Genomic DNA, 26446 nt, shown 5'->3' with positions numbered 1-26446 from the left:
ACCATCACCTAGGCGAATTGGTGGTAGGGAACATACCAATTCCAATGAGGTGGGCGGCGACGCCTCGCCATCCCTTGCATGCACGGCGCATTGTGCGAAGGTCATTGGTGGTTACGCGCAGGTCGTACATGTTTGCAACGCGTGCCAGCTGCCGTGCGTATGCGCATTGCTGCGGGATCGATGGAGGCATCCACTCGCTCGGTAGCATGTCTGACTTTTGTTGGTTCGCCTTGCTCGAGGTCACGATGAGGTTGTGGGGGTCATTCGCGAACCGGAGTCGCTGCTCGTCGCTCCAGGCGAAAGCACCCATGTCCCATGCTGCGGAGAGGGGGAAGAGGTGGTCGAGCTCCACATCCTTAGGTCTGATGCGTTCGCGGGTGTACGGATCGATAACGTCAACCGGCTCCCACTGCCGGTGGGGAACGTTGCAATTAGGCTGCTCAAACGCGTACGCCATGGCATGCTCGCGAGTCGTACATCCGGTGGCATGGCGCTGCCAGCCTGGTCCGAAGTTGTCCCGCTCGTAGCCGATGATAGTAACGCGTTGGCGGGTCGTGGGGGCGTCGATACGCGAAAACCCCGTTGGAAACGGGGCGTACGCGATGGTCAGGATAAGTAGCAGAGTGAGGTAAACACGCACGTCTAGTTAGACGCGTGGGAGGCCCCTTCGGTTCCCGCAGTCGCCTTGAGCGCGTCAGCGAACGTTGCGTCCGGAGTGGTGAGCGCAAAGTTCGTCACTGCAAGAGCACGGTCAAACTCGTCTTCGACGCCCTGCTTCGGCTTGGTCAGCAAGGAGACAGCGACAAGCGCGATCGTCGCGAATGCGATACCCGGAACGATTTCGTAGATGATGCCGGACAGCGTGTCGGAGGAGCCCCACACGAAGACCGTGATTGCACCGACGATCATGCCAGCGATGGTGCCCGGGGCGGTGAGACGACGCCAGTACAACGATGCAATTACAACGGGGCCGAAGCTTGCGCCGAAGCCTGCCCACGCGAACGCGACCAGGCCCAGGATCGTGTCCGATGGGTTGATCGCCAGTACCATCGCGACCGCTGCAACCAAGACCACCATCGTGCGCGAAAGCACCAGCAGGGCAGTCTGGCTCGGACGCTGCTTCGTCACGGCCCGATAGATGTCCTCAATAAGCGCGGAGGAGGTGATCAATAGTTGGGAGGACATTGTGGACATAATCGCCGCGAGCACCGCTGTAAGGACGATACCTGCAATGAGTGGGTGGAAGAGGATGCGGGCCAGGTCCAAGAAGATGGTTTCGAAGCCGCTTTGGTCAGTGACACTGTGCGGTGTTTCGGCGAAGAAGACCGTCGATACGAGCGCGGTGAACACCGCACCCGCAAAGCAGATGGTGACCCAGCTGATTCCGGTCCGGCGTGCGCTGGCTGCCTCAGCCGGGGAGCGCAGCGCCATGAAGCGGGTAACAATATGTGGCTGTCCCAGGTAGCCGAAGCCCCACGCCAAGTTGCCGATGATGGTTGCCAACGAGACACCGGCGATCATGTTGAAGTAGTCCGGGTTGCCGGCCTCCCACGGGCCGTAGGCGTTGTGGGAAGCGAACGAGAAGATATCAGAGGGGGTATCGAGCGAGATCAGTGCCATCAGTGGCACCGTGACCAGCGCCAAGAACATCAAGACCCCTTGGACAACGTCGGTATAGCTCACAGCGAGGAAGCCGCCGATGAACGTGTACAGCACAGTAATCGAACCGACGATGAGTACGCCTGTGAGGTAGTCACCGTGGAAAGTGGATTCGAAGTAACGGCCACCCGAGACCATGCCTGACGAAACGTAGAACGTGAAGAAGAAAATAATGATCACGGCCGCGACAAACCGCAGGACGTGTGAGGAGTCACGGGTGCGGTTCTCGAAGAAGGACGGCAAGGTAATCGAGTTATTTGATACTTCCGTATAAGCGCGGAGGCGTGGTGCGACAAACTTCCAGTTCGCCCACGACCCGGCCAAGAGTCCAATAACGATCCACAGCTCGCTCATGCCGGAAACGAACAATGCGCCCGGCAGCCCCATCAGCAGCCAGCCCGACATATCTGATGCGCCCGCGGATAGGCCTGCTACGAATGGGTGCAGTCCACGGTCGCCAAGAACGTAGTCGTCATACTTGCTCGTCTGGATCCACGAATAAAACCCGATGGCAACCATGACACCGAAATACAACACAATGGCAAGGACAAGCCAGAAGCTATCGGCCATGTTTGCCTCCCTAAAGCAATAGAAAAAATAAGCGAGTAGAGTTTTAAAGATTACCGTTAGAACCGTAGTCGATGTAGCGAAATCAAGGATGGTATAAGGGTGGGCTTGCCAAAATTCCTTCTTCACGGGCTGTGGCTGCCAGATTCTGGTTTGCAGGTCTGGGTCGAGCAGGTGGCTGGCCATAAAATCATCACACTCGACGAAGTGCCGAAGGGGACCTTCCCCAAACCGGTCCACACACTGCTGGAAGGGGTCAAGTTCCGTCACCGCGGCAAGGTCATGTTGCGCACGCCGAAAGGCAAACTATTGCGGCTCCGGGTGCCGACGGCAGCATTCGCCCCCGATGAGGCAGTACAGTTTCTACGAGCAATGTCCTTCCTCCTGGACCCAGACGTTCCGGCACCGGAAGGGCTCACGGAGCAACAGCGGGCGTCGGTAGCCCCGGATCTTTTGTGGCTCATCCAGATGTTTCTCGGGCTGGAGCGGTTTGTGCAGGCTGGGAGGGTGTCGATTCACGTGCCGTCTCAGGACTTTCAGTGGTTCGCGCAGTGGCAGCTCGGCACCGGGGTGGAGGAACGCGGTTGGCTCGCGGACATGATTGCGGCTGCGCCGGGAGTACTTACGGAGAACAACCGACGGCTCGACGAAGATTGCTCGCGCACATTTGTGCACTGGATCGCGTCTGCCCAGCTGCGTAACTCCCCTATGCTGCGTGGTGAGCGCCCGTTTCCGTGGCACGATTTTGTACAGTCGTTGCTTCACGGCACGCCGTTAAGGCGAGGCTCTAGCGCGTTTTCGCGACAGATGAGCCAGTGGAACGGCTCAATCACTGCGACAAATTTCCAACTGGTGTTCATCGTGGAGCAGCCCGCAGACGCAGACGAAGGGGGCGATGAAGCGCTCACGCAGTGGCCGATTCGGGTGAACGTGCGCTCTGGCGATGAGTCGCCGCGGCCCATCCGGCTGTCGGAGTATGACGCCTATACGGTGCAGCAGCTTCACTCCGTGCTTCGCGACGCCATCAGGGTCTCCGAACTGATTGATCCGGCAACGCACCGTCGTGCCGCGACAACGCCGGGCTCTGCGCTCGATGGCGACTGGGACGTGTACCTATCAGCGGAAGAGATTGTGCAGTTCGTGGAGACTGAGGTGAGCAAGCTTCGGCTTGCGAACTACGCGGTGATGCTGCCACGCGCCTGGACAACTGCGGAGACAACGTCGAAGCTGCACCTTTCGGAAGCGAAGAACCCGTACGACGCAACCGCGGTGACCCGGCTTGGCTTCGGCCAGCTGGTCAATTACGACTGGCGCGTCAGCATCGGCGGAACTGAACTGACGGATGACGAAATGCAGCGGCTCGTCGAGTCGAAGTCTGGGCTGATCAAGCTGCGTGGCGAGTGGGTGCTCGCCGATACACGACACCTCGAGCGCACGAAGCGGTACATGGAGAAACTCCACGGGACGGCGCTGGCGCGGGCTAAGCGTGAAGCAGAAGAAGCCCGGACGACCGCGCAGCTTGCAGCTGATGCGGGAGCAGATGACGCCGAAGTGCTCGCTGCCCGCGCCGACCAGCTCGAGGAGGAGTACCAGAAACTCGAAGCGTCAGAGGAACACGGCGCGGTGACCGCGGAGGAGCTGCGTCAGCTTGCGCTGGAGAGTGGGCCAGACTCGCCGCTTGAGTTCACTGGGTCCCGTTGGTTTACGTCTCTGGTCGGCGGAATGGACCGCCCGGCGCCGGAGCGCGTCGACATCCCAAGAACTGTGCATGCTGAGCTCCGCGAGTACCAGCGTCGTGGCGTGGATTGGCTCTACTACATGTCCCGCAACCACCTAGGTGCCGTGCTTGCCGATGACATGGGGCTCGGTAAGACGCTCCAGCTGCTCACCCTGCTTGCCGTCGAAGAGGAACGCGGGCAGCGCACCGGACCAACCCTCGTTGTTGCGCCGACCTCCGTGGTGGGCAACTGGGCACGCGAAGCTGCGAAGTTCGTGCCACACCTTTCTATATATGTCCACCACGGCAGTGCCCGGTACAAGGGAGAGGAACTGCGCGAGGCTCTCAAGAAGCATGACGTCACCATCACCTCCTATGGGATCGCATCGCGCGATGTGATCGACTTGTCTTTGATCGAGTGGGACCATGTGGTGCTCGACGAAGCTCAGGCGATTAAGAATGCGGGGACGAGGGCGTCGAAAAGCGTGAGAGCGCTGCCAGCTCGCCACCGTATCGCGCTGACGGGCACTCCGATTGAAAATAAGCTCTCCGAGCTGCGCAGCCTCCTCGACTTTGTGAACCCTGGCATCCTCGGCTCGCAGTCCTTCTTCCGCAACCACTTCGCTCGAGCAATTGAGTCGCGCCGGGACGAGGGCCTCGCCGACGAGATGGGGGAGCGCCTGCAGCGCCTCACCGCACCGTTTATCCTGCGCAGGCTGAAGACAGACACCGCTATCATTGACGACCTGCCGGACAAGGCTGAGCATGTACTGACAGTGGACATGACTGCGGAGCAAGCGGCGCTCTACACAGCACTCGTTGACCGCATGCAGCGCGAACTGCAGGAACGCAAGGGTATGGCGCGTAAAGGCCTCGTGCTTGCCACGATCACTCGCATCAAGCAGATCTGCAACCACCCGGCTCACTTCCTGGGCGATGGATCACCAGTACTTGCCGACGGCCACCACAGGTCCGGCAAGGTCGCCCGCCTTGTGGAGCTGCTCAATGAGGCAGTGCGAACCGACCAACGAGTGTTGATCTTTACCCAGTACAAAGCGTTTGGTGACATCCTGCAGCCATACCTGAGCGACTACCTCGGCGAGATCATTCCGTTCCTCCACGGTGGGGTAGGAAAGAGCGCGCGAGACGCAATGGTTGCGCGTTTCCAGGAGCCGAACGGGCCGCGCGCGATGCTGCTGAGCCTCAAAGCAGGTGGTACCGGACTCAACCTGACTGCTGCATCGATGGTGATCCACCTTGACCGCTGGTGGAATCCCGCCGTGGAAAACCAGGCGACGGACCGTGCGTTCCGCATTGGCCAGAAGAAAGACGTCACGGTGTACAAGATGATTACGCGCGGAACCATGGAGGAATCGATCCAAGACATCTTGGATGGCAAGATGCACCTGGCAGGTGCGGTGATTGGCGAGGGCGAAGGCTGGATTACGGAACTCGACGCTGACGATCTGGCACAGCTGATGAGCTACCGAGGAAACGGAGGCGAGCGCAACCTATGAGCACTCAGCGACCACGCGAAGACAACGTTATTTATGCAAACTTCGGCGCACGTCGGCGCTCCCCGGAGCAGGAGCAGGCGAAGCAAGCTTCTGAGACTCGATCGCGGTACAAAGACGTTCCTGCGACGTGGAATGCCGCAGGCCGCAGGATCTGGGAAGCAGTCGTGCGATACAGCGATGCTGGTCGCATCAAGCGGGGCATTGCGTACGCCAACGGCGGCCACGTTGCCGAGCTCTATCCCCGGTTGGGCGGGATTGATGCGGTTGTGACGGGGTCACAAATCGAACCGTTCCACACTGTGATCGAACTGCCACGTCGCACTGCCGCTGACATAGGCGGGCTGCTGTCCGACATTGCGCACGACTCCGCCGCATTGATGAAAGCGCGCAATGGCGTCTATACCGATGAGGCGTTGGACACCCTGATCGCCAACGGTCCTGAGGAGTTTCGGCTGCACTGTAGCTGCCCCGACCCCGCCGTAGCCTGCAAACACATTGTCGCAGTGGGGTATCAGGCAGCACAGCGCATGAGCGAACACCACGAGTTCATTCTCCAACTCCGGGATAGTTCGATTGCGCGACTGACCGGCATGGCGCCACCGACTGTGCAGCACGAGGCAGCGCAGCCTGACGCGCCGGGCGAAGTCACGGTGTCTGCACCGCGCCCGCAGCCGGACTTTTGGGAAGGCGGCGCGCTACCTGATTTGCCTACCCCGAAAGTCGCTCCGATGATCGAAGACTCTGACATCACGATGTTGCACAAGGCGATGCAGACAATTTCCTTTACCAACATCGACCAGCTGCGGGCTGTCTCCGATATCGAAGATCTGTTCTATGCGTTGACTGAAACCGATGACTAATGTCCGAGCCGTTTGGTAGTAGTGAGTATGTGAACACGTTTCGATTTATCCACTCCTCTGACCTGCAGCTTGGCATGACTCGGAAGTTTCTGCGCTCCGAAGCCCAATCGAGGTTTGACGACGCCCGCTTGCGCGCCGTTGAACGCCTCGGCCAAGTAGCCACGGAGCATGATGCAGCCTGTATTGTGATCGCCGGCGATGTGTTTGAGCACAACGCGCTCGAACGTGAGACGCTTGGTCGAGCACTCGAGGTGCTGAAGCGCCTGCCAGTGCCGGTGTACTTGCTTCCGGGCAACCACGACCCGCTGGTGGCGGACTCTATTTTCCACGCCACCGATGACCTTGAGAATGTGCTCGTGCTCGATTCCTTCGATCCTGTAGAGGTCGTCCCTGGTGTTGAGCTTGTCGGCGCGCCTCTCAAAGCCCGATATGCCTCTGAGGACTTATGTGCTCGCGCCGTGCGCGACTTAGAACCGACCGATGAGATTCGCGTGCTTGTCGGCCACGGCCAAGTGGATGGCTACGGCAAAGAACAGGCGGAAGCGCTCATCGATCTGGATTTGCTGGAGGAGAAGCTGGCCTCGGGGGTGATCGATTACGTCGCGTTGGGGGATACGCACTCTACGCAGTCACTCGGCACGAGTGGGCGCGTGTGGTTCTCGGGCAGCCCGGAAACCACTGATTTCCACGACTTTGCTATCGGTGGCCCTGGTGGCGGCGGCGAGGTTGATTCCGGTAACACGCTCGTCGTCGAGATTACGAAGTCCTCCACGGAAGATTGCGTTGTAAACGTCGAGCCGGTTGAGACGGGAGCGTGGACATTTGAGGCACTGGACTGGGAGGTCAGTGACGAAGGTGACGTCGAAAGGATAGTGGAGCAGCTTGAACGCTACGAGCACAAGGACCGCACTGTGGTGAAGTATTCCGTCCGCGGCACGCTTGGCCTTGCGGCGATGGCGACCTTTGAGCAGGCGATCGGGCGGCTTGAGCCGGTGTTCGCTGCGTTGTATGAGCGTGAACGGCTCATGAGCCTGCACCTGGCGCCCAGCGATGACGAGCTCGAAAACCTTCCGCTGAGCGGGTACGCGGCCGAGGCGATGCGGGACCTGATTTCCCAGGCATCCGCGCATGACGATGCTAAAGGCTCTGCGACAGCACGTGACGCTGTGAACCTTCTGTTCCGATTCTCCAAGGAAGTGAACTAAATGCGCATCCATTCGATCACCATTGAAAACTTCCGTGGTATTCAGTGGCTAGAGCTTCGTGACCTGCCAGATACCGGTGTGATCGTGATCCATGGCAATAACGAGGCTGGCAAATCCACCATCCTTGACGCGCTGACGACAGTGCTCAACGAACGCCACACTGCCGGAGGCAAGAAGATTGGCGTGCTCACTCCGATCGGGAGGGACGTTTCGCCTGCAGTGCGGCTTGAGGCGACGGTTGGCGATTACAGCTTCACCATTGCCAAACAGTGGGGGAAGGGGAAGTACTCGGAGCTCAACATCACCAGACCGCAGCTGCGCCAGTACACCGGCCGCGAGGCTGACGACGAGCTTGCGCGGATCCTCGCGGAAAACCTTGACCAGGAGCTCGCCTCGACGCTCTTCCTGCGCCAGGGGCAGTTCGCGGCAGGGATCAGCGCAGCGGGCATCCCAAGTGTTGTGCGGACCCTTGATGGGGATGCCGGACTCAGCGCAGAGGAGGCTGCTTACGATGACACCGCGCTCATGCAGCGTGTCAGCGACGAATATGCAGCGTTCTTCACACCCACGGGTCGCCCGCGAGGCGAATACGACAAGCTTCAGAAAGCAGTCGAAGACGCACGCCAGCAGCATGAGGAACTGGTGACACAAAAGCGGAAGTTTGACGGAGAAGTCGTCGAAGTGGAGCAGCTGCAGCAACAAATGCAGCAGATTCAGGATGAGCTGCCCCAGGCGCAGCAGAACCTCCAAGCCCAACAAGTCGCCGCAAAACATGCCGAAGAGGTCGTCGCTCAGCGCCAGGCTGCGCAAGAAGCCGTGAAATACGCGGAGCTTACAGCACAACGCGCCGCACAAGACGTGGAGAACAGGAAAAAGCTTGAGCAGCGCCTTGCGCAGTTACGTGAGCAACACGTCGCGCTCGAGAAGAAGAGAGCGCTCGCGCAGCAAGCCAACGATGAGGAAGCAGTAACCATTGCCTCACTCACCGATGCCTTAAAGCGGCGCCAAACCGAGTTGGCGAAAGCGCGTGAGAACGCACGTCGTACCCGTGCCATGCGGGAGTACGCGCTGTGCCAGCAGGAGCTTTCAGAATTGCAAGCAGTGCTTGACCAGATCGAGGCCGCACAGACTGAATATCAAAAGCTTGTTTCCGAATCACCCGTCCGACCTATCACCGACGCGGACGTGACTCGTGCTGAGGAAGCTGCAAGCGAGGTGAAAATCCAACGCACCATCCGCGCCGCGGCGACCGCAAAGCTGACCGTGCGTGCCGAAGACGCCACGTTCGTCCACGATGACGCTCCCACACACGTCGATGGGGAGCGCACCATCGAGCTTTTCGACGCCACCACCCTCCAATTCGGCGAATTCCACCTCACGTACCGCGCGGGTGCCAACAGTGTGGGTGAACACGGCGCGGTGGAGGCAGCCGAGCGTGCGCTTGAAGAGGTGCTCGCGGAGCTCGGTTGCGAAGACGTTGCGGAAGTGCGTGCGAAGCGTGACGAGCACCGAGCCTTTGCTCAGGACGTGGAGGATGCGAAGCGGCGTCGAGAAGATATTCTCGCAGGCAGAGACCTGTCTGCGCTCCAGGAGCGCCACGTGCGACTGCAGAAGTTGCGCGCGGAACACGCAGCGACCCTAGGCGACAACCCCACGGTGTTGGAACGCGAAGCAGCGGAGCGCGAGTTCGAAGCGGCGGAGGCAGCCTTGCAAGCGGCACAGCATGACGCAGAAGTAGCTGCCGCCACGCTGGAACCTCACCAAGACCGCAAAGCGCAACAAGCGCTGCTGGTACTGGAGACGAAGCTTTCTGCGCACGATGAAGCTGTGCATAACGCAGATGAAGAGCTGCGCGTGGAACAGGAACGCATCACATCCGAAGAGTTGGATCAGGCACAGCAAACCGCTGCAGAAAGCCTTAGCACCGCGCGTGCCACGCTGGATGAAGTGACGGCGGCGGCTAAGGACGCGAATGTTGATATGGCACAGGCACTCCTCGAGAGTGCACAGACCCGTTTAGTGAACCTGCAGGATCGCTACACAGCGGCCGACAAGCGCATCGCGGAGCTGAAAAGCTATTTCGAGATGGCCTCTGGCATCGCAGAAAAAGTCGACCGCGCTGAAGCAACCCTCGATGCTGCCGAATCTGAATACCACCGCACGAAGCGTCGCGCCGAGGCAACCAAACTCTTATACGACACACTGCAGCGCTACCGCGAAGAAGCGAATGCGCGCTATGCGGCACCGTTCGCCGCGGCGCTCGAAGGGTACGCGGGGGCGTTGTTCGGCCGAGATGTTGAATTTGAGCTAGACGACCAGCTACAAATCACTCGACGAAACGTTGCGGGTGTGTCACTACCGATCGAGGAGCTATCCGGTGGTGCGCAAGAGCAATTGGCACTGCTGACCCGCTTCGCGATAGCGGAGCTTGTTGCCCGCGACGGCACCTCGCCGGTTCCTGTGGTCATTGACGACGCCCTCGGGGCAACAGACCCGCACCGCCTGCAACTGATGAATGCACTGTTTAATAGGGTGGGCAAGCATGCTCAGGTCATTGTGCTGACTTGCTATCCCAACCGTTACGACGGCGTGGCCAGCGACAACCGTTACGAAATTGAGCAGCTGAAGACTAGTTGATGGATGCTATGAACATGATTGGGGAGCACTGAGATTTCTACTACAGTGAGAGGTATGTCTGACGCACCACACTGGCTCAGCGACGCCGAACAGGACCTCTGGCGGCTGATGCTTGCCACTTCGCGGAAGATTTCCCGCGCTATTGACGACACCCTCCTGGCGGATTCCGATCTCTCTTCGCCAGAGTTCTCGGTGCTTGTCAGTCTGTCAGAAGCCGAGGAACACACGATGCGGTTGCGTGATCTGTGTTCGGTTCTGGAGTGGGACCGTTCCCGCACATCACATCAGGTCACTCGCATGGCGAAGCGCGGGCTGGTGTCGAAGCAGAAGAGTCCAGGTGATGCCCGGGGTGTTCTGGTCACCTTGACTGACGACGGCTTGCGTCGCTTGGAGGCTGCAGTACCGGGCCACGTTGAAAGTGTTCGGCGTCTCGTCTTTGACCACCTTGACCCCAACGATATCCCGACGCTGACCAAGTTCTTCCAAGGAGTACTTGGGGCTCAAGCCAACTCCCAGCTCCATAGATAGCCAAAAGGAAAGCGAGGCGCCATGTCCTTCCCGATGAACCAACCCCAGTACCAGCCAAACCCTAGCCCAAAGCGACTGCAGCGCTCCATGGTGGACAAATATATCGCGGGGGTCTGCGGGGGAATTGCGGAGTATGCTGGCCTTGATCCTGCACTTGTTCGAATCGGCATCGTGCTTATCGGACTCGTTACGGCGTTTGTGCCTTTGTTCATTCTTTATCTCGTGGCCTGGATCGTGATTCCGCCGGAGTTCTAACGCGTGAACGCTCTCTGACGAAGTTGGAGTGCTACACTCAACTCGCTCTATACCGAGCTGTCTATTTTGTGTAGGGGAGATGTTTGCGATGTCGGAACCGTTGGAGAAGATGCGTAATCGCCGACCGGCCTCGGCCCGCCCGCTGGCGTTTGTAAAGGTCGATCCAGATCGGAGTGATTCTGGTGATGATTTCCAGTGGATCGTGGATCTGGCCAAGGGGAGCGCAGAGAAGGAAAATACGTGGTAGCTGCTGTTTTGTGCTTGATGATCCTCGTATGATGGTCGAAGCAAGAAAGAGTCAAGAAAGAGTTGTTGCAGGTGAATCCGTATTTTGACGGCTGAAAAGTGGGAAAATGTCGATTTTGCGGCGGACCAAGCAAGAAAAGATTGCAAGGAAGCCCTAATTCGCATGCCATCGTTGCCAGGTAGGAGCCACGACAGCCTTTGAGTGGGAAGCATTAAGCAAATTTAAGAGAGTTGGCTGCCCCGCTCGAAAAATTACAAACCCCCAGCACCAGGCAGCGGGGGTGGTGCGGGGATTCGGAAAACTCCTCCAGCTGCTCCAACCCCATATCGTCCGGTGTTCCACATTCCACGGCCACATCCAAAATGCTCCACGCCATCACGCATACCTGGAAAGTCACTGCCACGCTCCGGCATCCGTTTCGTAGCTGGATCAGGTCCGTGAGACGGAAAACCGCGCTGTCCAGGAAGGTAGACATACGCCGGTAGCATCAGACACACCACCCGACAAGCTGAGTAAGCCGGTCACGACTCCGACGTTGAATCCGCCGTGTGCTCGGGGTGGTTTCTCGATTTTTGCTGGCTGTATTCCATTTCCCAGAAAACTCGTGAAAGGCTGACCCCCGAAAAGGAGGGCACTTTCGTTCCGATTTTGTGTACATAGCTAGAGAAATTGATGGAGCTTGGGTAGTTTCGGTCTGAGAAGGGGATAAAACATCTAGGTGATATTACTTTCCGATTGTCTCATGAAAACAAGACAGTTGACGCCAAAGTTATTTCAACTATGACAGACGTCTCAATATCCGGAAGGCTTATTGTGTCCCGCAGTTACATCTTGAATTCGCAAAGTAAGCAAAAAACTACTCGTTCTGCCAGAAGAAAAATGGTTGCTTTCCTGATGGCTACCGTTCTTCCAAGTCCTCTTTGTTCGTAGTTCCCGCTGCAAGTGCTGACAGTATTTCAGAATCTGCCCCAATCTGTGGTGAAAGGGTGGAAGGGTTTCCACCGGAGTTTTATGAAACTCTCGACAATGCCTCGAAAGAAGCTACTCCGGAAGGCGTAGCCGCGGCGCTTTTTCCGAGCGATCCGGAAGCTCAAGCTGAGATAATGCCTTCGCTTCGTGAAGTTGAAGCAATCCAGAAGCAACATTCTGATTCGGAAGAGGTTTCTGTTCGTGCGGTTCCGGCCGCTATTCTGCCGTTCATTGCTGCAATTGGTGGCTGCGTCGGAGGGGCTCTTGGAGGAGCGGCTGTAGGCGAGCTGGTTAGTAAAATAAGGCATGGTCACAGACTAGAAGCCGAAGCACGTGTTGATGCGCTAATTGGTGGCTGCATCACAGGGGCGGTCCCTCCGTTGCTTCGTCCTGTCGCAAACGCTGCAAAGGTCCCCATTCGTAATGCCGTATTAGCGCTTATGATTAGGTGGTATCAGATTACTTAAGAGCTGAGTAGGATATTTATGGAAAATGGGTTTTGGCCTCTTTGGCAAGTAATCGCCGCGTCTCTTTTAGGAGCTATCGCGGCCACCATTATATCGCTCCAGAGTGAGCCGGGGACCCTCGTGGAAGCGATTTTAATCTTCTGCTTGTCTTCGGTTTTTCTTTTTATCGTGTTCTTTTCTGCAGCGAGATTATTCAACGCGCTCTACCGACGTTGGAACTCTTTCAATCAGGAGTAGACGTAAAATTATAACGTCAAATTGTCCTCGGTCGGGTCCAGGTCAGTCCGCTCCGAGTATTGCGGGTCCTCGTCCTTAGGCGACTGCTCGCCTGGAATTAAAGCGTTCCCAGATCTCGTCAACCCTCACGCAGAGTACAAAGAGACGAAAAACCGGGAGGTCTACCTCCACCCCCTTGAGTTCCGCAAGCGTTTTGAGTTGCCTCACAAAGGTATCACAAACGTCGGTGTTGAGCGCCGTATGTGCCTTGTCCGTGCCAACGGCACCTCGCTAGCTTGCCCGCTCGTGCTGCGGTCCAAAGAGAGCTCGACTTCCAAGGTGTAGATTCCGCTCGCAGTGAAGGAAGTACCGTCCAAGGAACAAGCTCCGAAGGTGTGCCGTCAGACGTCTGTCACCATTAACAACACCGCAGCCGACGGTGCCAAGCTCAGTCAGGACGGACCCGCTTACAAGAACCCAGAGTGGGAAGAGGTCTACGGCCAGCGAAACTCCATTGAGTCGCGTGACGACAAGCTCACAAACGCTCGCGGCGTGGGAATTGGCGACCAAACCAACCGACTCATGCGCGGCTGGGCCGGCCAACTGCTGGCGTCCGCAGTGAGTTGTGTCGCGGTCAATGTCCTGCTCCTCGCGTCCGACTGCGAGTGGTTCGAGCATGAGCCTGGCGAGCCGAAGCGCCACACCACCTGCTACACCCAGGACCGCGCTGCAGCACGAATACGCTGGCCGGCACGTTCCCGAATGCGCTGCCAGTGGCCGCATAACCCGTCAGACTGCAAGGTTTTCGCAGAAGAAAGCCTTTCGATCCAGAAGTCGTGTTCGAAAACTCTAAAGCCCTGGAATTGGTTGCAAAAGACCGACTCCGTGGCCTATTTTATTGGGAAAGCGACCAAATTTAGAGCAAAAGGGGCTTTCACGAAACCTCCTGACCAGTTATATCAGGTTCGCGGTTACACCCCGGTTACACCGGGTTCCGCCTCCGGTTACACGACACATGACTACTAACCGTGCCGGCCAGCGGCTTCCTCGGCGGGAGCAAGCACCACGAGTGGCAGTGCCCACTGTTCGTTTTCCTCCGACTGCAACCCGTGTGGAGTCTTGGACATGTGGCCCCACGGCAAGTCCCCCAGCTTAAGCGTCCTGAGAATGTTGAGGTCGAGGAACTAGGCACCGGGGTGCTCGTCTGCCCACTGCTTAACTTCTTCTTTCGTTGTGAGCCAACGTGGCTCGGCGCCGCCCGCAATCGCGCGAGCAATTCCTTCGGCACCGCCGAAGCCTTCGTGGTCGGTGAGCCAGTTCTCCCCGTCACGGGGCTCATCACGGTATGCGTAACGGAAGCCGTCCTCGTTTAACGCGACGGAAACCGTCTTGGCCTCGTTCTCGACAGTCCAGGAGCCGTTTTCGTTCTGGCTTGCCAGCACGGCTCGTGGGTGGACGTTATGGGCGCTGTAGTAGATCTTCTTCATGGTCTGGTCATTCTCCTTGTGCTCTGCGTTGTCCGGGCTAGGCGTTCGCTTCGCGTTCTTCTCGCTCGTTCTCATGCCGCTCGAGCTCCTTCTCCAACTTGTCGTTTAAGTCAGCGAATTTGTTGGCGTAGGCGGTCACCAAGCCGAGCGAGACCACCTCCGAGTGGAACTGGTCGCTCACGGTTTTCGTCTTGCCCGCGTCCCATTCGGCGACGAGGTCTCGCATTTCGTCTTTGTTCATAGGCTTCCGCTTCGTGACCCGAGACGTGCGCGAGATCCGCCAATACCAGGCGTGACGCTCCTTCAGTTCGTCAGAGGCAATTTCTTCTCCAACCAGCGCTTCGTGACTTCGGTGCTAAACTAATCGGCGTGGCCGGGGTTTCTGTATACTGTTTCAACTGAGATACAGTAAAAGCGGAGGCATGAATGGATGTAAATAAACTATACATCATATCTTCAGTGATTATGGCAATTGCGGGAGTCGTCGTGCTTTTTAGCCGAAATTTTCTTGCAGCCAGCGCTATGCTTATCGCCTCAGGGTTAGCCGCTGACATTTACCGCTTGAGGAATAATATGAGTGGAAATCAACGGTAATTTCAGAAGACTTGCCTACACCTTTAGCTAGCGACCACCAATGGTGGTCGCTAGCTTTTTGATGCATCTAGTCAGGCCGATCTGCGACCTCCTCAGCAACCGATAAACAGACGTTTACGTCCTCAAGCTCCGTCGACACCCTTGCGGATGCCGACGGGTCACACTAAGGCAGCTACGCGCAAATCACACCGATGTGAGACACACCGAGCCAGTCTGTGGTAGTAGGCGGTGGTGTGGTGGCTCAATGCCAAAGAACCGACCACACTGCTACTGCGGCGGTGATGCCAAACGCAATGGAACAACCGGCAAACGCACTACCCGATGGCGATGTAAGGCCTGTGGAGCCTCAGTCAATAAAAGTCGGCCAGATGTCACGGTAGCAGACCACCAGCCCTGTTAGACCCCATGCGTAGCTATATCCCCACTATGCGCAGTCCTTCACTTGCATACTTTGCAAGCATTATACTTGCATGTACAGCAAGTGTTGCACTTGCCTTAATTGCAAGCCAGTGAAGTTGACGTTAGGGGAAGAATAATGAGCGACGACCTTAAGATCATTCACGACGTTCAAGAACGCACCACGTGGACGCAGAGCTGGTGGGCGGTGGCGATAGTGGCGCTTGGCGTCGGCGGCGGTCTCGCGCTAACCAAGCTGTCATGGTGGTACGGCCTCGCGGTTCTTGTACCGACGTTCGTTCTGGCCTATCTCCTCAAGGATAAGATTGCAAACCCATTCGTGCGCCTCGATCCAAATATGGGTCCGAGCAACGATCGCGCAACCTGGTCACGAGTATTGCTACCCGGTGCAATGATCATGTCTACAACACCGACGCCGGATTCGTGGCCGTGGATGATTGTCTGCGGCGTCGTTGTCTCTACGGCGACGGCATGGATGTTGTATGAGAACCGCAGCGCCGCCGTAAAGGGCGTCAATGTCTAAGGATCCTTCACTACGCCCAGCAAAGCTGGATCCGGTCATCCACCCCATCAACCGGCTTAAAATTTGTGCCACGCTGTTCCATTCAGGCGCAACCGGCGGCAGGCAGATGAAATACGCCGTGCTTGCAGAGCTCACCGAGCTTCCTGCCGATACGCTTTCCAAGCAGTTGAAACATCTTGAGGACAGCGGCTATATCAGCCGCACCCGCGAATATGGCTCCACGCGCGCGAAAGACGCCGTTTGGGTCGCGTTGACGCAGACTGGAACAGAAGCCTATGCACAGCACGTTGCGGCGCTTAAAGCCATGACAGAGGGCTCATAGATTGCGCAGATACTGCGTAATGTGCTGCCACAACTACGGAAAGTCGAGGTAGTCGTCACTCCCCAGGAAGTGCCCACCGTTCTCAATGGCAGTGAGCGGAGCCGAGAAAACATCGGCAAGCGTGATGGCTGTATCTAAAAACAGAACTGCCCGACGATCCCGTAGAAATCGCCAGACAGTCCAACTGGGGCCAGGACCAACTCGCCAAAGTACAAACCCTGACCCACAACGAGAACCAAGCCGACCACGAAACAGGACGACCAGCCCTCTACGACAATGCTATCGACACCAACTACGCCCAATTAATCGGCATCCAAAAGGCCAAATCTAGCCCAAGCGACACGCCGAGTCAGACACACAAAACGGCGTTCAGACAAAGAAAAATGACCCCTCCGACCGAGCGGAGCGGGTCATTTTTGTGTTCGCGGCCGTTTTCCTTCGGCCGGCAGGAGGTTTCGTGAAAAGATTGGAACAGTTTCGTGAAACCCCATGGAATATTGTGTCCCCGACAGGATTCGAACCTGCGACCTTCGGTACCGGAAACCGATGCTCTCATCCGCTGAGCTACGGAGACGCATTGCTTGTGAGCAAGCAATGACGCAATCTTAGCACCAGAAATGCCTGGCACATAACTGGCCTAAGACTGCGGAAAGTAGCTGCTATTGGGCCTCCCAGTAGCCTGGTGCATCAGTGCGATCGGCCTTGCCGGTGCGCAGGTAGTTGATGACGGTGGCGTCGACAACTTTATTGCCGGTGCCGAAGTGTGCGTGGCCTGGGCCGTGAATCGTGACTACCTGGGTGCCCATTCTGCGGGCGAGTTGTCCGTGGCCTGAGTACGGCGTCTGGGGGTCACGGGTCGCGGATAGCTGCAATGGGCGAGTCTTTAATGCCGCCCCGTTCAGGGGTGCCATTCCGGTGACTGCGCCGGCCCCGTTGCAGTACCACCCTGAGCCGCGTGAAGCGTTGAAGAAAGTAAACGGGTCTCCCGTGAGCTGTGACCATGCAAACGAGGGGAGCAGCGTCGGGTCGCCGGGGACAACGTTCTCATTGCACCACTGGGCAGCTTGCAGCTGCTCGACCGCCATCATTTGATCCACCGCCTGCTGAATCTCTTCCTTGGACGGCTGCTTCGATTCTTCAGCGGTCAGGGTGCCGTTTGTGGACCTTGCCAGGTAGTCCCACATCTTTGGGGTTGGAAGCATGGCGCGTGTTTCCTGCAGCAGCGGTGACTTTGCTTGCACAGCACCAGGGTTCAGCATGCGGCTGATGACGCCTTCACCTTCGACACGGGTTTTCCCGACTGCCGTCATGGCGTCCGCGCCAGCCTGTCCGGCGAACTCGAGGCCCGCTGGCAGATCACCAACGCGTGCAGGCGGGGGAGTGACAGTTGGGTTGGTGCCAGCTTGTGCACTGACCTTGCGCGACCAGTACTGGTATGCCTTCAGCGGGGTGTTGCCCATGTGATACTTGGCGTCATTGAGTGCTACCCAGGCGAAGTATTCGTTGAGTGCTTTCTCGTATGCTGCCTGTTGGTCGCTCGCGATGCCGTTCCAGGAGCGGGTGGGGTCCATGGCAGAGTCAAGCACTACTTTGTCGGTGTGCTGTGGAAATAGGGTCGCGTACACGGAGCCAAGATAGGTGCCGTAGGAGACACCGAGGATAGAAACCTGCTGGTAGCCCAGAGCGCGTCGAACTTCTTCCCAGTCGCGTGCGGTGTTCTCCGTGGTGATGGTTTCGGGGTAGCCAGGCTTGTTACCCTGGCAAGCCGAGCGGTTGAAACCTCCCGCGTTGAACAGGCTGTCAGCAGTGAGCTTGGCTATCTGGCCAGGATCGCTCACATCGGGAATTGCGCACTCGAGTGCCGTGGAGCCGGGCAGGCCACGGGGTTGCACACCGATGATGTCCCACTCGTTGTTGAGCTCTTTCGGAAACTCGAGGATATTGCCGGCGGCGTAAGCGTAGGCGTCGCCACCTGGGCCACCGGGGTTGGTAAACAGTGCACCACGACGAGCTTGGGTTTTGGCAGGCACGCGTACGAACCCGACCTGGATCTTCGCGCCATTCGGCTGGTTGTAGCGCATTGGGACGTCGACTTGCCCACATTGCGCTGTCGGATCTTTCACTTCTTTCGGGCACTTGGTCCACTGCACAGCCGGTGCTGGCTGCGCGGCGGCAGGCGTGGCGACGGCCATGCCAAGCAAACTGAGCGCTGCAATTACTGAAGCTGAGATGCGCACTGCATTCCTTCCGTTCATGGGCGAAAATGACTAACCCTACCGATGCGCTGACCGGTAGGGCAAAGTCGATGGTGTGCTGTTACTGCACAACCATCACGATCAGGTCGCGGGGTCCGTGGACGCCTTCGACACGAACGAGTTCGATATCGGAGGTCGCGGAACCACCAGAAATCATGGTAGCGGGTTTCTCCGGATCGATGCGGGCGATCATTTCGGGCACGCCGTAGACCACTGACTCTGGGCGGACGATCACCACGTGGCGGTCGGGGACGAGCGACAGCGCACGGCGTCCGCACAGCTCGCCAGCTTCAAGCACGATCGAGCCGGTCTGAGCTGACGTGACGTGCGAGTCGGTCACCGCGGCACCGATGGGACCGAGTTCCCGCGGGTCACTTGACGGATCGTCAGGGCGGGCACTCCCGTCGAACTTCTCGAACAGCGCGGCGTCAAGACCTGGTGCGTAGACAATGTCGGTTGCCTCGCGCTTCGCCAGAATATCGGCGATGTCTGCGGCAAGGGTCTCCTCGGTTGTCTCTACAACCGTCGCCTTGTAGTCCAGCAGGCGGTCGATGAGAATCTCACGCAGCTGCTCAGGGGTGTGATCGCTGGTCGTGCGGTACTCGCGCACTGGCTCCACGTGCTCAGGGGTATGCGAAAGCTTTTGTGCAGTGCGGATGCGGTCAAGAATCTCGCGCTTCGCGCTTTCATTTCGGGTGCTTGACATTGTTAGCCATCCTTCCTGACATTCGCTGGGATCCCTTCGCGGCGGGCCTCAGCGAGGAGGTCCTTTGCTTCGTCCGTGTTCCACCACTGGCGGAACGACTTCTTCGGTGGCACTGCCACGTCGCGGTAGTCAGTCCAGCCCGCAACGAAGCCTGGCATTGAAGAAATCTCGCCCTTGAAACCGCCGAGTACGCGACCTAGTGAAACAACATGCATAGCAGCGTTCCACAGCGCAGGCTTGCCCCACAGTAGGGAAATAGCGCCGAAGGCTGTGGATTCCAGGAACGGCTTGTGCTCCTTTACCTTTTGGTGGCGAAGCTCAAGCAGGATGTCTGTGATCGGGATCTTCACTGGGCACACTTCGTTGCAGCGCCCACACAGGGAAGATGCGAACGGTAGCGACGCGTTCGGGTCCTCGGCAGACTCGATGCCGGTCAGCTGCGGCGTGATAATCGCGCCGATTGGGCCAGGGTATGTCGAGCCGTAGGAGTGACCACCAGCACGCTCGTAGACCGGGCACACGTTGAGGCATGCGGAGCAGCGAATGCACTTCAGTGCTTCGCGGCCGATCTCGTTCGACATCGCGTGGGTACGACCGTTGTCCAGGAGAACGATGTGGAAGTTCTGCGGGCCATCGCCCTCCGTCACACCTGACCACAGTGAGGTGTACGGGTTCATACGCTCGCCGGTGGAGGAGCGCGGGAGCAACTGCAAGAACGCGCCCAAGTCCTCGAACTTCGGCAGCAACTTCTCGATACCCATGACGGAGATCAGTGTCTCCGGCAGCGTCAGACACATGCGACCGTTGCCCTCGGATTCGACGATGGAGACCGTGCCGGTCTCAGCGATACCGAAGTTGACACCAGAGATAGCCACCTTGGCCTTCATGAACTGCTCGCGGAGGAAAATGCGAGAGGCTTCGGCCAACTCTGCCGGATTGTTCGTCAGCGAGTCGTCGGTGTTGGGCATCTTGTCCACGAAGATGTTTCGGATCTCTTCGCGGTTGCGGTGGATCGCTGGCACCAGGATGTGTGATGGGAAGTCTTCGCCGAGCTGAACGATGAGCTCCGCAAGGTCAGTTTCCTGTGCATGGATGCCGCGCTTCTCCAGCTCCTCGTTGAGCGCGATCTCCTGCGTTGCCATCGACTTAATCTTGACAACTTCAGTCTCGCCAGTCTCCTCAATGAGCGAAGCTATGATGTCGTTGGCTTCCTGGGCGTCGCGCGCCCAGTGAACGTGGCCACCGCGAGCGGTGACGTTGCGCTCGAACTCCTCGAGCAGCTCAGGCATGCGGGCCGCAACATCTTGCTTGATAGTGGAGCCAGCGGTGCGCAGTTCCTGCCAATCGTCGAGCTCGTCGACAACGTTTTGACGCTTTACGCGAATTGCGGTGGTGGCGTAGTTGAGGTTGCGACGCTTCGTAACGTTGTCGAGTTCGTGGTGCGCAGCCTGTCCGAAGCGCTCCGAGCCACGCAGGTGGTTCGGTCCTTGCGCCACTGGGGGCATCGTTGGCTTGCCGAGTGCAACTTTCACAGCATTTTCTCCTTCGAGTACGCAGCGGTCGTTGGCGTCCACGGGTGTTCCTTCGTGGAGGCGAGAATCTCTGCAATGTGCAGCGCGCGGATGCCGTTGTGCTGACGGCTCATCGCGCCTGCGATGTTCATCAAGCACGAGGAGTCACCGGCGGTGACAAACTCCGCCTTTGACTCCTTGATGTGGCGCACCTTGTCGGAAACCATCGCAGCGGAAACCTCGGGCAGCTTCACCGAGAACGTGCCGCCGAATCCGCAGCATTCCTCGACGTTTGGCAGGTCCACAAGCTCGATGCCTTCGACGGCCTCTAGCAACTTGTAGGGGCGGTCGCCGACCTTCAGGAAGCGGCGAGAGTGGCAAGACTCGTGGTAGGTCACCCTGTGTGGGAAGAACGCGCCGAGGTTGGTCACGCCAGCGACGTCCACGATGAACTCCGTGAGCTCGTAGGTTTTCTTCGCTGCCTGCGTAGCGCCGTCGACAAGCGCCTTGTTTCCGTAGCGTTCGGCGAGGCGCACGTGCTGTTCGCGAACTGCACCAGCGCACGAGCCGGAAGGGGCCACAACATAGTCGATGGATGGGTCAGCAAACGCATCGGCATATGTCTGAATGATTGGCACAGCTTGTTCCTGGTAGCCCGTGTTGACGTGCATCTGGCCACAGCAGGTTTGTCCCTCAGGGAAGACTACGTCGTAGCCCAGGCGAGAGAGAACAAGTGCTGAGGCCTTGTGGGCGTCAGGAAACAGGGCGTCACCGATACAAGTAGAAAACAGTGCTACTCGCAATGTGGACTCCTTTGATGGTCGTGAACGATACAGATAATGGTAATACGTCTACGGTACAACAGTTGGAGCTAGAAAACTCAGTAGGTTGGTTTGTAGGAAGACAATCAGGCACACCGCAACCAAGAAGACCACGGAAAAGCCTGCAACTTTCTTAAAGAGTTCGGACTCTTTGCCCTCCAAATTCACAGCTGTCGCGGCAATAGCGAGGGATTGCGGCGAAATCATCTTTCCGACGACACCGCCGGTCGTATTTGCCGCCAGCATCAGGTCTGGGTTCAGCCCCAACTTATTCGCTGCAGTCACTTGCAGATTGGCGAAGAGCGCGTTCGCGGAAGTGTCGGAGCCAGTAACAGCGACGCCGATCCATCCAAGGACTGGAGCTGCGAAAGCAAATACTCCGCCCAAGTTCGCGAAGAACTCGCCGATGGAGACGGTTTGCCCTGAGTAGTTCATCACATAGGCCAACGCGAGCACCAACATGATAGTGGTGGATGACCAACGCATGCGCCAGAAAGTATCGACGAACTCACGTCCCACCTGTGCCCAGTTGAGCTGGTAGAGACCGTTTCCGTCAAAGATCATGTAGGCGATAGCGACGATGAGGCCAGAAATGACCAGGAGCGTGCCGGGGTTGTTGATGTAGGCGAAGGTGTAGTCGGTGTTGATTGGCTCACCCAGCTGGTTGAAGAGCAGTCCGCGCTCGATAACAGGCCATGTCAGGCTGATCTTGAACGAGCTCAGCCACTGCGGGATGGTTGTGCCCAGGTTCGCTAGACCGAAGACGACAACCACGACTGCGTACGGCATCAGCGCCATCCACACGCGGGTGCCAGGCAGTTCAGTATTGTCCTCGTACTCAGGCAAGCCGAGGCGTTCGCGGAGAGCGGCGGTAGTCGAAGGCTTCCAGAAGTGAAGCGCCACGAAGGCAGCCCCAAGGGCAACGATGCAGGCTACGACATCCGTGAGCTGGTAGGCGAAGTGGTTCGATGTCCACCACTGGGCAATGCCGAAGCTCAGTCCGATCGCCACCGCGATAGGCGCGGTTTCTTTGATGCCTCGCCAGCCGTCGATAATTGCTGCGATGATGAAAGGAACAAAGAATGCGAGCAGAGGGGTCTGGTGGCCAACGATCGCGGCGATGTTCTGCGTTTGCTCGAGGGTGCGGCCACCGACCTCGCCCGCGGTGGTGATGGGGATGGCGACGGCGCCGAATGCCACAGGCGCTGTATTTGCAATCAGGACTACCGTTGCGGCTTTCAAAGGCGGGATGCCGAGCGCCAGGATCATCGTCGCGGTAATCGCGACGGGTGCGCCGAATCCAGCGAGGGCCTCGAGTAGGCCACCGAAGCAGAACGCGATCAGCATTGCTTGGATGCGGACGTCGCCGCTGCCCATCTTGTCAAAGACCAGGCGAAGATCTTCAAAGCGACGCGATGCAACCGTAATTTGGTAAAACCAGATCGCGGTCAAGATCACCCACACGATTGGGAAGAGTCCGAACAATCCGCCGCGTAGTGCAGTCGCAAGTGCCATCTCGGTTGGCATGTTGAAGCCGAAGACGGCGACTGCAATAGCTGCGACCAGCGCTACTGCGCCGGATGTGTGCGCGCGGGCCTTGACCGCGAGCAGCATGAAGAAAAATGTGAGAAGGGGAATCGTGGAAACGAGCGCAGAAAGCCCGAGGCTTCCCCCTACTGCGTCGGTAATAATTTGAAACTTGTCCACTGAGACACTCCTTGGAGTCAGAGGGCTACACAAAATACCTCCCCAAAGTACTGTGGTGACATCTGCAATGAGAAAACCAAAAAGTATGCTAGGTCACACAAATGGATGAGGTCTGTAGAAGTTCAAGCTAGTAGCGTTTTCAGTACCTATGGTGGGGGTAGTCAAATGGGGGTCGCGCGGCATTTATGGGGGAATAGGGAGAATGTCCGGCACGTGAATTAGACTGTTTGCCCATGACTCCAGCTGATCTCGCTACAACAGTTCATGAAGCGACCGTCAAGGTGCTTTCCGACCACAATCTCGACGCATCCGTCGTGCCCGATGCAGTGACCGTCGAGCGTCCGCGCAACCCTGAGCACGGCGATTACGCGACGAATATCGCACTGCAGGTGGCGAAGAAAGCCGGTACGAACCCGCGCGAGCTTGCACAGTGGCTTGCCGACGCCCTCCTGGAAAACCCCGCAATCGCAGAAGCTGACGTCGCAGGCCCAGGGTTCTTGAACCTGCGCCTCGCCACGGACGCGCAGGGACAGCTGGTTGCGGACATCCTGGCGGCAGGCGAGACCTTCGGCAATTCATCTCTTCTTGACGGCCAGCGCATCAACCTCGAATTCGTCTCGGCGAACCCAACCGGCCCGATCCACCTTGGCGGGACCCGCTGGGCAGCTGTGGGCGACTCGCTTGGCCGCGTGCTAGAGGCGAGCGGTGCCGAGGTGACCCGCGAGTACTACTTCAACGATCACGGTGGCCAAATTGACCGCTTCGCACGTTCACTAGTAGCAGCGGCAAAGGGGGAGCCGACTCCAGAGGACGGCTACGGCGGCTCCTACATCAATGACATTGCCGCCGACATTGTGGCGAAGCAGCCGAATGCGCTTGATGGCAGCCCCGAAGACGTGCAGGAAACGTTCCGTGCCGCAGGCGTGGAAATGATGTTTGCTCAGATCAAGGAGTCCCTACACGAGTTCGGCGTGGACTTCGACGTGTTCTTCCACGAAAATTCGCTGTTTGAGAGTGGGGCCGTCGATAAGGCGATTGCAACGCTCAAAGACAACGGCAACCTGTACGAAAACGAGGGCGCCTGGTGGTTGCGCTCTTCCCAGTTTGGCGACGACAAGGACCGTGTCGTGCTGAAGTCCGATGGCGACGCCGCCTACATCGCGGGCGACATCGCGTACGTGGCAGACAAGTTTGACCGCGGTCACACACTGGCGATCTACATGCTTGGCGCGGACCACCACGGCTACATTGCGCGCCTCCGCGCGGCAGCGCAGGCTCTTGGCTATGACCCTGAGGCTGTCGAGGTGCTCATTGGTCAGATGGTCAACCTTGTGCGTGATGGCCAGCCAGTCAAGATGTCGAAGCGCGCCGGGACGATCATTACTCTCAACGATCTCGTGGACGCTATCGGCGTTGACGGGGCTCGCTACTCGCTCGTGCGCTCCTCTGTGGATTCCACGTTGGACATTGACCTTGACCTGTGGACTAAGCAGTCCTCCGACAATCCCGTGTACTACGTGCAGTACGGTCACGCGCGTCTGTGCTCCATCGCTCGCAAGGCGAAGGAAGCTGGCGTCACTACCGACGGCGCGGACGTTGCGTTGCTTGAGCATGAAAAGGAGGGCGACCTCATTCGTACCCTGGGTGAGTTCCCAGAGGTAGTGAGCACCGCCGCGCAGCTGCGCGAACCGCACCGAATCGCGCGCTACGCGGAGGAACTAGCTAGCTCCTTCCACAAGTTTTACGACGCCTGCCAGATCCTGCCGAAGCCTGGCGAAGAAGTTGAGCCGTTGCATACCGCCCGCTTCGCACTGGCGATGGCGGCGCGCCAGGTACTTGCAAACGCACTCGGCATGATCGGCGTGAGCACGCCGGAACGGATGTAGGAGGAAGTACATGACCGCAGCGTTTGATGCGCTTCCCGCGCACGTATGGCCACGCAACACCAAACGAGAAGAAGACGGGGTCGTGACTATCGCTGGCGTGCCCCTTCCAGAGATTGCCGAAGAGTACGGTACGCCCGTCATGGTGGTGGATGAGGACGACTTCCGCTCGCGGTGTCGCGATATGGCAAAGGCGTTCGGTGACCCAGCACATGTGCACTACGCGTCGAAGGCGTTCTTGACCACGCACATTGCCCGCTGGGTTGACGAGGAAGGCCTCGCGCTTGATGTTGCGAGCGAAAATGAGCTTCGCATCGCGCTTGCTGCAAACTTTCCGCCAGAGCGGATTACGGTGCACGGGAATAACAAGTCGCGCAGCTTTCTGCAGCTGTGCATCGATTCTGGGGTAGCGCACGTCGTCCTTGATTCGCACCAGGAGCTTCGAGAGCTCAATGAGCTTGCCGGGGAAATGGGGACCACCCAAGAGGTCTTTATCCGCGTGAAGCCAGGCGTAGACGCGCACACACACGAATTCATCGCGACGAGCCACGAGGACCAAAAGTTTGGTATTTCCTTGGCGTCTGGCTCTGCCTATCAGGCGGCGTGTGCCGCGATCGATGCGGAGCATCTGCGCCTGACCGGCCTGCACTGCCACGTAGGCTCCCAGGTCTTTGATGCAGAGGGGTTCAAGCTCGCCGCGGAACGTGTGCTTGCGCTGTATGCGCAGATTTGGGCCGAGCGCGGCGTTGCGCTTGAGTACTTGGACCTTGGCGGCGGATATGGCATCGCGCAGCTTGAGGAAGAAGCGCCATTGGACGTTGCTGCGGTTGCGAAAGATCTGTTGGTTGCCGTCGACGAGGTTGCCGGTGAACTCGGCATCTCGTCGCCGACCGTGGTTGTCGAGCCTGGCCGTGCGATCGCCGGGCCATCCGCCATTACGCTATACAGCGCGGGCGTGGTCAAAGACGTCGAGATTTCGTACACCAAGACGCGTCGCTACATTTCCGTTGACGGTGGCATGAGCGACAACATTCGTCCAGCGCTTTACGACGCCGTCTACGAGGGCCGGGTGGTCAACAGGTTTACAGGCGGCCAGCCGGTGGCAACTCGTGTGGTGGGTTCCCACTGTGAGTCCGGCGATATTCTCATCGAGGATGCTCAGTGGCCGGACGACATCGTCAGCGGCGACCTGATCGCGATGCCTGCGACAGGAGCGTATTGCTACCCGATGAGCTCGAATTACAACTCATTTGGGCGCCCTGCCGTGGTCGCGGTCCGGGCTGGAAAGATCAAGCCGATGGTGCGGCGAGAAACTGTTGAAGACATTCTCTCGCGTGAATATAAATAAGAATGTATTCTGCGCGAAATAGACAAAG

At 58.2% G+C, this 26446-nt stretch carries 22 protein-coding genes, 1 tRNA gene and 1 pseudogene; 14 read left to right on the top strand and 10 right to left on the bottom strand.

Translation table 11 applies throughout. The annotated features are described in order from the left end of the window. Positions 1-4 precede the first annotated feature (4 nt). Together KBX13_RS05350 and putP are read right to left on the bottom strand one after the other, a co-directional pair. On the bottom strand, positions 5-640 hold the full coding sequence (locus tag KBX13_RS05350; protein WP_070976274.1) for an HNH endonuclease family protein: 636 nt from the start codon (positions 638-640) through the stop codon (positions 5-7). Between the two features lie 2 nt (positions 641-642). After that, complete coding sequence (gene putP, locus KBX13_RS05345) at positions 643-2229, bottom strand: sodium/proline symporter PutP (protein ID WP_256021137.1); 1587 nt, start codon at positions 2227-2229, stop codon at positions 643-645. Positions 2230-2334: 105 nt separating this feature from the next. On the opposite strand from putP, the gene KBX13_RS05340 reads away from it, so the two are divergent. The 9 genes from KBX13_RS05340 to KBX13_RS05300 all read left to right on the top strand — a co-directional run bounded on the left by KBX13_RS05340 (position 2335) and on the right by KBX13_RS05300 (position 13870). After that, a complete protein-coding gene (locus KBX13_RS05340) occupies positions 2335-5460 on the top strand; it encodes a DEAD/DEAH box helicase (RefSeq protein ID WP_256021135.1) in 3126 nt (1041 codons plus the stop codon). Next, positions 5457-6320 (top strand): hypothetical protein, encoded by an 864-nt coding sequence (locus tag KBX13_RS05335; RefSeq protein WP_256021133.1) that lies wholly within the window; start codon positions 5457-5459, stop codon positions 6318-6320. The genes KBX13_RS05340 and KBX13_RS05335 overlap by 4 nt, the downstream gene beginning before the upstream one ends. Beyond that, complete coding sequence (locus KBX13_RS05330) at positions 6320-7525, top strand: DNA repair exonuclease (RefSeq protein WP_256021132.1); 1206 nt, start codon at positions 6320-6322, stop codon at positions 7523-7525. The genes KBX13_RS05335 and KBX13_RS05330 overlap by 1 nt, the downstream gene beginning before the upstream one ends. Continuing rightward, positions 7526-10162, top strand: a complete 2637-nt coding sequence (locus KBX13_RS05325; RefSeq protein WP_256021130.1) for an AAA family ATPase — start codon at positions 7526-7528, stop codon at positions 10160-10162. Positions 10163-10216: 54 nt separating this feature from the next. Continuing rightward, positions 10217-10690 carry a MarR family winged helix-turn-helix transcriptional regulator gene (locus tag KBX13_RS05320; protein WP_256021128.1) on the top strand — a complete coding sequence of 158 codons (474 nt, stop codon included), beginning with the start codon at positions 10217-10219 and terminating at the stop codon, positions 10688-10690. Positions 10691-10711: 21 nt separating this feature from the next. Then, positions 10712-10945, top strand: a complete 234-nt coding sequence (locus KBX13_RS05315; RefSeq protein WP_256000447.1) for a PspC domain-containing protein — start codon at positions 10712-10714, stop codon at positions 10943-10945. Between the two features lie 88 nt (positions 10946-11033). Then, positions 11034-11192, top strand: coding sequence for a hypothetical protein (locus tag KBX13_RS05310; protein ID WP_177221736.1), 159 nt, complete (start codon positions 11034-11036; stop codon positions 11190-11192). A gap of 986 nt (positions 11193-12178) precedes the next feature. Further along, positions 12179-12628, top strand: a complete 450-nt coding sequence (locus tag KBX13_RS05305; RefSeq protein ID WP_256021127.1) for a hypothetical protein — start codon at positions 12179-12181, stop codon at positions 12626-12628. Between the two features lie 573 nt (positions 12629-13201). Next, positions 13202-13870, top strand: a complete 669-nt coding sequence (locus tag KBX13_RS05300) for a hypothetical protein (RefSeq protein ID WP_256021125.1) — start codon at positions 13202-13204, stop codon at positions 13868-13870. Positions 13871-14028: 158 nt separating this feature from the next. Here KBX13_RS05300 and KBX13_RS05295 read toward each other — a convergent pair whose 3' ends face one another. Together KBX13_RS05295 and KBX13_RS05290 are read right to left on the bottom strand one after the other, a co-directional pair. After that, positions 14029-14406: a hypothetical protein gene (locus KBX13_RS05295; RefSeq protein WP_256021123.1), complete on the bottom strand. Its 378-nt coding sequence runs from the start codon at positions 14404-14406 to the stop codon at positions 14029-14031. Further along, positions 14369-14572 carry a hypothetical protein gene (locus tag KBX13_RS05290; RefSeq protein ID WP_256021122.1) on the bottom strand — a complete coding sequence of 68 codons (204 nt, stop codon included), beginning with the start codon at positions 14570-14572 and terminating at the stop codon, positions 14369-14371. The genes KBX13_RS05295 and KBX13_RS05290 overlap by 38 nt, the downstream gene beginning before the upstream one ends. An 888-nt stretch (positions 14573-15460) precedes the next feature. On the opposite strand from KBX13_RS05290, the gene KBX13_RS05280 reads away from it, so the two are divergent. From KBX13_RS05280 to KBX13_RS05270, 3 genes and pseudogenes are all read left to right on the top strand, one after another. Further along, complete coding sequence (locus KBX13_RS05280) at positions 15461-15865, top strand: hypothetical protein (RefSeq protein WP_256021120.1); 405 nt, start codon at positions 15461-15463, stop codon at positions 15863-15865. Beyond that, positions 15858-16187, top strand: a complete 330-nt coding sequence (locus KBX13_RS05275) for a transcriptional regulator (RefSeq protein WP_210575394.1) — start codon at positions 15858-15860, stop codon at positions 16185-16187. Before KBX13_RS05280 ends, KBX13_RS05275 begins: the two co-directional genes overlap by 8 nt. A 125-nt stretch (positions 16188-16312) precedes the next feature. Next, positions 16313-16507: pseudogene (locus tag KBX13_RS05270) on the top strand (IS256 family transposase); the annotation flags it as partial. 180 nt (positions 16508-16687) lie between these two features. Here the strand turns inward: KBX13_RS05270 and KBX13_RS05265 are convergent. The 6 genes from KBX13_RS05265 to KBX13_RS05240 all read right to left on the bottom strand — a co-directional run bounded on the left by KBX13_RS05265 (position 16688) and on the right by KBX13_RS05240 (position 23187). Beyond that, positions 16688-16761, bottom strand: a tRNA-Arg gene (locus KBX13_RS05265). Between the two features lie 85 nt (positions 16762-16846). Continuing rightward, positions 16847-18442 carry an alpha/beta fold hydrolase gene (locus KBX13_RS05260; protein WP_070976305.1) on the bottom strand — a complete coding sequence of 532 codons (1596 nt, stop codon included), beginning with the start codon at positions 18440-18442 and terminating at the stop codon, positions 16847-16849. Between the two features lie 61 nt (positions 18443-18503). Beyond that, the gene (locus tag KBX13_RS05255) at positions 18504-19148 is read right to left on the bottom strand and encodes an LUD domain-containing protein (protein ID WP_070976307.1); all 645 of its coding nucleotides are present in this window, start codon (positions 19146-19148) and stop codon (positions 18504-18506) included. A gap of 2 nt (positions 19149-19150) precedes the next feature. After that, on the bottom strand, positions 19151-20680 hold the full coding sequence (locus KBX13_RS05250; protein ID WP_256000451.1) for a lactate utilization protein B: 1530 nt from the start codon (positions 20678-20680) through the stop codon (positions 19151-19153). Further along, positions 20677-21462, bottom strand: a complete 786-nt coding sequence (locus KBX13_RS05245) for a (Fe-S)-binding protein (RefSeq protein ID WP_070362643.1) — start codon at positions 21460-21462, stop codon at positions 20677-20679. The genes KBX13_RS05250 and KBX13_RS05245 overlap by 4 nt, the downstream gene beginning before the upstream one ends. Positions 21463-21510: 48 nt before the next feature. Beyond that, positions 21511-23187: an L-lactate permease gene (locus tag KBX13_RS05240; RefSeq protein ID WP_256021117.1), complete on the bottom strand. Its 1677-nt coding sequence runs from the start codon at positions 23185-23187 to the stop codon at positions 21511-21513. 233 nt (positions 23188-23420) lie between these two features. Here KBX13_RS05240 and argS point away from each other — a divergent pair, with 233 nt between their 5' ends. Both argS and lysA read left to right on the top strand, forming a co-directional pair. Further along, entirely contained in the window at positions 23421-25073 is a 1653-nt protein-coding gene (argS, locus tag KBX13_RS05235; protein ID WP_256021115.1) for an arginine--tRNA ligase, read from the top strand. A 10-nt stretch (positions 25074-25083) separates the two neighbouring features. Next, entirely contained in the window at positions 25084-26418 is a 1335-nt protein-coding gene (lysA, locus tag KBX13_RS05230; RefSeq protein ID WP_256021114.1) for a diaminopimelate decarboxylase, read from the top strand. Positions 26419-26446 lie beyond the last annotated feature (28 nt).

It is taken from the genome of Corynebacterium sp. CCUG 51687 (assembly GCF_024453995.1).
Taxonomy (GTDB): domain Bacteria; phylum Actinomycetota; class Actinomycetes; order Mycobacteriales; family Mycobacteriaceae; genus Corynebacterium; species Corynebacterium pseudogenitalium.
The sequence above is the reverse complement of the archived record's forward strand: the minus strand, read 5'-3'. Positions and strand labels throughout refer to the sequence as shown.

Excerpts from the sequence above, each read along its gene's own strand:
- KBX13_RS05320 (WP_256021128.1), top strand. The coding sequence starts at position 10,217 with ATGTCTGACGCACCACACTGGCTCAGCGACGCCGAACAGGACCTCTGG.
- KBX13_RS05295 (WP_256021123.1), bottom strand. The coding sequence starts at position 14,406 with ATGAGAACGAGCGAGAAGAACGCGAAGCGAACGCCTAGCCCGGACAAC.
- KBX13_RS05280 (WP_256021120.1), top strand. The coding sequence starts at position 15,461 with ATGAGCGACGACCTTAAGATCATTCACGACGTTCAAGAACGCACCACG.
- KBX13_RS05310 (WP_177221736.1), top strand. The coding sequence starts at position 11,034 with ATGTCGGAACCGTTGGAGAAGATGCGTAATCGCCGACCGGCCTCGGCC.
- KBX13_RS05290 (WP_256021122.1), bottom strand. The coding sequence starts at position 14,572 with ATGAACAAAGACGAAATGCGAGACCTCGTCGCCGAATGGGACGCGGGC.
- KBX13_RS05325 (WP_256021130.1), top strand. The coding sequence starts at position 7,526 with ATGCGCATCCATTCGATCACCATTGAAAACTTCCGTGGTATTCAGTGG.
- KBX13_RS05330 (WP_256021132.1), top strand. The coding sequence starts at position 6,320 with ATGTCCGAGCCGTTTGGTAGTAGTGAGTATGTGAACACGTTTCGATTT.
- KBX13_RS05275 (WP_210575394.1), top strand. The coding sequence starts at position 15,858 with ATGTCTAAGGATCCTTCACTACGCCCAGCAAAGCTGGATCCGGTCATC.
- KBX13_RS05260 (WP_070976305.1), bottom strand. The coding sequence starts at position 18,442 with ATGAACGGAAGGAATGCAGTGCGCATCTCAGCTTCAGTAATTGCAGCG.
- putP (WP_256021137.1), bottom strand. The coding sequence starts at position 2,229 with ATGGCCGATAGCTTCTGGCTTGTCCTTGCCATTGTGTTGTATTTCGGT.
- argS (WP_256021115.1), top strand. The coding sequence starts at position 23,421 with ATGACTCCAGCTGATCTCGCTACAACAGTTCATGAAGCGACCGTCAAG.
- KBX13_RS05335 (WP_256021133.1), top strand. The coding sequence starts at position 5,457 with ATGAGCACTCAGCGACCACGCGAAGACAACGTTATTTATGCAAACTTC.
- lysA (WP_256021114.1), top strand. The coding sequence starts at position 25,084 with ATGACCGCAGCGTTTGATGCGCTTCCCGCGCACGTATGGCCACGCAAC.
- KBX13_RS05315 (WP_256000447.1), top strand. The coding sequence starts at position 10,712 with ATGTCCTTCCCGATGAACCAACCCCAGTACCAGCCAAACCCTAGCCCA.
- KBX13_RS05255 (WP_070976307.1), bottom strand. The coding sequence starts at position 19,148 with ATGTCAAGCACCCGAAATGAAAGCGCGAAGCGCGAGATTCTTGACCGC.